The following is a 4,114-nucleotide window of genomic DNA, read 5'->3' as shown; positions in this document are numbered from 1 at the left end:
AGGGGGAAGCGCTCCGTCCGCTCGAACCAGAGCGGCGCGCCCGCCTCCCGGAAGGCGGGGTGATGGCGGACCACGAGGTCGATGAACAGCGACTCGCGCCGCCTCGCCTCGTAGCGGAGCCGGTGGACGGCCACCCCCCGGCCGATGACCGCGGCCGGGTCGCGGGTAAAGAGGAGGTTCGGCATGGGGTCCAGGTAGAAGGGGTGGGTGTCGGACATCCACTCGTGGAGGTGGCTCCTGGGCTTGCGCAGCTCCTCCTTGCGCACGCCGGCCACCACCCGTTCCACCATCTCCGCCGGCGGGAGCGAGAGGAGATAGTCGCGCAGGAAGCCGGACGAGTCGCCGGCCACTTCCTGGCTCTCGTCCAGCAGGCGGTCGACGAACTCCCGCCGCACGCGCTCCTCGGCCAGCGCCTCCGCCGCCAGGTGCTCCAGGTAGAGGACCTCCACGCCGCGCCGCCGCAGCAGCTCGGCGAAGACGTCGTGCTCGGCCTGCATCGCCGGCAGGTAGGGGATGTCGTCGAAGAGCAGGCGGCGCAGCAGGTCCGGCGTCAGGTTCTCGATCTCCCGCCCCGGGCGGTGGAGGAGGACGGCCTTCAGCCGGCCGATCTCGGAGGTGACCAAGAGCCGCACCTGCCGGCTGGCGAGGGGGCTCGGCATGCGTCTCACGCCCTTCCTGGGGAGGAGCGACTGCCAAGTGCCGACGCAGCTCGCGCGAAAAGTTTAGCCTGACCGCCTCTCCCCGCGCAATCGTCGGCACTCGCCGGGATCCCGCTTCCCAGGCGGGTTTCGGGTTTCGTGTCGCATAAATTTTCAGTGCGAAACGGGAGGTCCCGGGCCAGAAACTTATGTAAGGTAGCGCCGTCTCGGGCCTCCCCGGACCCTCCCCCGGCCCGGGGGCCCGGCGCCCGTCGGCGCGCAACTGCATGAACTTTCGCCGGCTTCGGCGGCTCAGACCGCCCCCGCCGGCCGGGCCGCGCTGCGGACCCATCTCGCCGGCGGGCGGACCGGCAGCGGCCGGGACCGATGCGCCGGCGCCGCCGGGGCCGAGACCGCCAGCCAGGAGGTGGTGCCCACCAGACGCCCTCTCTCCAGGAGGCTCGCCGCCACCTGCCAGGGGGCTCCGCCGGCGTCGAAGCTCCACCTCAGCTCCTGTCCGGAGAACTGCCAGCGGGCGTCCCGGCCGGCGGGCGCCCCGTCGCCGGAGAGGCTGGCGCGGCCGTCCCGCCACTCCAGGACGAGCCGACGGTCCGGCCCGCCGGGTCGAACCTGCCAGGCGAAGAGACGGATCTCCAGCCGTCTCCGGGTCCAGCCCGGACCCGAGAGGCGCAGTTCGATCCTCCCGGCCCCGGCGGAACGGGCCGAGAGCGTCGTGGCCGGCCCGGCGTAGCGGCTGACGCGGACGAGACGAGGCAGGGGCCCGCCGGGCGCGAAGCGGAAGGTGCTGCCGAGCGCCCGCACCTGGCCCAGCTCGAGCCAGGACGAGCCCAGGCGGAGGACGGCGGCGCGCCGGGTGAAGAGCTCGTCGCTGCGCACGAAGGCCTCCAGGAAGGGCCGGGAGACCGCCAGCTGGCTCCGGTAGCGGAGGAGCGCCTGCCCCTTGCGGGCCGTCTCCGTCGGCGTCAACGGGAGCCGGTACCAGCCGGCGGGTCCGCCCGTCCAGGGCGTGGGCAGGCTCTCCGACAGGCCCGGTTCAAGCCCCCAGCGGCCCGGCCAGCCGGGGTAGTGGACCAGGTAGCCGAAAAGTTGCGGCTCCGGAGCGCCCGCGGGCCGTGCACCGTCGTAGGCGATCACCGCCGCCCAGGCAAAGTCGGCCAACCCGGCGTGGTCGGGATGGTGGTCGGCCGGATCGGGCAGGACGACGGTGTCGGGACGCACCTCGAGGAGCAAGCGCTCCAGGTCGCCCAGAAGCCGGGGCCCGCAGTAGGCGGCATGCGGGTCGAAGCCGGAGGCGAGAAGGCTGTAGGCGACGTGCGTTCGGCCGCTCACGCGCGGGTGACGGCAGTCCCAGGCGCCCGTCCAGATCGGCGTCAGGCTCCCGTCGGCGTAACCCAGAAAGACCAGATGCGAGGGAGGAAGTCCCAGCACGCGGGTGCCCGCCCGGCTCTCGGCCCTGCGCAACGCCCCCAGACGCGCGAAGTCGGCGGGCGTGGGGTGCGCCACATGGAGCGCGCGGACGGCCGCCGGCGTCGAGCTCTCGCCGCTGGTCACCACCGCCACCCATACCTGGTCGCCAGCCCGGAGGGCGCTTTCGACGAGCCCTCCGGCGCCCAGCACCTCGTCGTCGGGGTGGGGGGCGAGGACCAGGATCCGGCTGCCCAGCCGCCGAATCTCCAGGGGCCGCGGGGCGGCGCTGGCCTGGCGATGTCGGCCCGCAGGCAGCGGAATCCCGAGCAGGAGCGGGAGACCGACGGCTATTGCCGCCGCTATCTGCCACCAGCGGCCCACGGCGATCCCTCCGTCGAAGAACAGCGTACGCGCCCGACCCTTCCTTGCCAAAAGGTAGACTATCGGGTCGAAAGGGGATGTACATGGGAGCGCGTCCGGGCGAGGCGACCGGGCGGGCGGCCTTCGCGGCCGCGGCCTTGGCGGCGCTGGAGCTGGGTTGGGTGGAGGCCGCGCGGAGCGCGGCACTGCTAGCCTTTCTGCCCCTGCATGCGGCGCGCTGGATCGGCGTCGGCGCGGCAGGCGCCCTGGTCTCGCTGGCCTACCTGGCCGACACGGCCGCCAAGCCGCTGGCCGGCTGGTGGGCCCGTCGCCACGGTCGCGCGCTCCTCTGGGTCGCTCCCCTCCTCCTGGCCGCGGGCAGCCTGCTCCTCGCCACAGCTCGCAGCGTCCCCGCTCTGGGCGCGGGCGCCCTTCTGACGGGGGTGGGGGGCGCGCCCGTCTGGCCCCTGGCCCTGGCGCAGTCGGGTTACGCCTACGAAGGGCAGGCCGGCTTCGGGCAGGGGCCCGCCTTCGGCGCCTGGGTGGCCGGCTCGGCCGCCGGCTACCTGGCCGTCCTGCTCCTGCCACCCCCGCTCTCCCGGCCCTTTCTCCTCGTCATGGGGGTGAGCGCGGCGCTCTTGATGCCCGTCACCCTCCGCCGGGTCGCCCGGCCGCCGGCCGCCGAGGGGGCCGCCTCGACGGCGCTGGCCGGCGCGCCGGTCCGGCCGGCCGGCGGGGTTCCTCCCGCCTGGTCGCTGGCCCGCCGCCTGGCCCGGTCGCTCCTGCTCATGTCCGGCCTGGCCATGCTGCCCGGCGCCCTGGTCCCCTACTTCCCGCGACTGCTTCGCCTCGTCCCCGCGGGCCAGCGACTGCTTCTCGCGGCCGCAGGCGCCGGCGGGCTCCTCGCCGGCTTCGTGGGCGGCGGGCGCGTCGCGGGGGTTGCGCGCCCTCTCCCTCTCCTGCGCGCCAGCGCCCTTCTTCTGGCCCTCGGCCTTCTCCTCGCCGCCCTCTCGCGCCGCCCCCTGGCCTGGCTTCTGGCCGTGCTGGCCGCCACCGCCGGCTACGGGGCGGCCGTGGTCACCTGGAACGGCTGGCTGGCCCTCGCCCTCCCCGAGGAGCTGGGGCCTGCCGGCTTCGGTCTCGCCTCCAGCGTGGAGGACGCCGGCTTCGCCCTCGGCCCGGGCCTGGCCGGACTTGCGCTGGCGCACGCCGGCTTCCACGGTCTTCTCGACCTGGCCGCCGGACTGGCGGGACTCCTGGCGCTTCTCTGGTTCCTTCCTCTTTCTGCCTGAAGGCCGCCCGCGGGGTCGGTCTCCGTCGAACGAAGCGCTAAAGTAGAGGCGTTCGCCTGTCCACCGGACGTCGAAGTGGACGGGCCGTCGACCGATGTGGATGCGAGGGGGATCGCACGTGAACGACGCGCACCGGGACCGGCCCGGCACCTCGGAAGCCAGTGCGCTTGCGCTGCCGCCGCGGCGCGGAGCGGAGGGCCCCCGCCCGCGCCGTCGCCTCCGCCGCCGCGGGCGCCTGCTCCTCGCCGGCCTCCTGGCCCTGCTGGTCGCGGGAACCGCCTGGGGTTGGCTCCGTTCCCAGCCCGGCGGCTCCCGCGGCGCGGCGGCGACGCTGGCCAAGGCGGTGGCGGGCGACCTGCCGCCGGTGACGGTGCTGGTGCTCGGCGTCCAGCAGGC

General features: G+C 74.9%; 4 protein-coding genes. 2 read left to right on the top strand and 2 right to left on the bottom strand.

Features of this window, described 5'->3' with window-relative positions; all coding sequences use genetic code 11:
- On the bottom strand, window positions 1-659 hold a 659-nt coding region (locus K6U79_11220; protein MCL6522923.1), incomplete at its 3' end, for an arginine deiminase.
- Between the two features lie 291 nt (window positions 660-950).
- Window positions 951-2,447 (bottom strand): PIG-L family deacetylase, encoded by a 1,497-nt coding sequence (locus tag K6U79_11215; GenBank protein MCL6522922.1) that lies wholly within the window; start codon window positions 2,445-2,447, stop codon window positions 951-953.
- An 83-nt stretch (window positions 2,448-2,530) separates the two neighbouring features.
- Here K6U79_11215 and K6U79_11210 point away from each other — a divergent pair, with 83 nt between their 5' ends.
- Window positions 2,531-3,718 (top strand): MFS transporter, encoded by a 1,188-nt coding sequence (locus tag K6U79_11210; GenBank protein ID MCL6522921.1) that lies wholly within the window; start codon window positions 2,531-2,533, stop codon window positions 3,716-3,718.
- A 118-nt stretch (window positions 3,719-3,836) separates the two neighbouring features.
- On the top strand, window positions 3,837-4,114 hold a 278-nt coding region (locus tag K6U79_11205; protein ID MCL6522920.1), incomplete at its 3' end, for a hypothetical protein.

Source organism: Bacillota bacterium, from assembly GCA_023511835.1.
Lineage (GTDB): Bacteria > Bacillota > Sulfobacillia > JAIMAT01 > JAIMAT01 > JAIMAT01.
The sequence above is the reverse complement of the archived record's forward strand: the minus strand, read 5'-3'. Positions and strand labels throughout refer to the sequence as shown.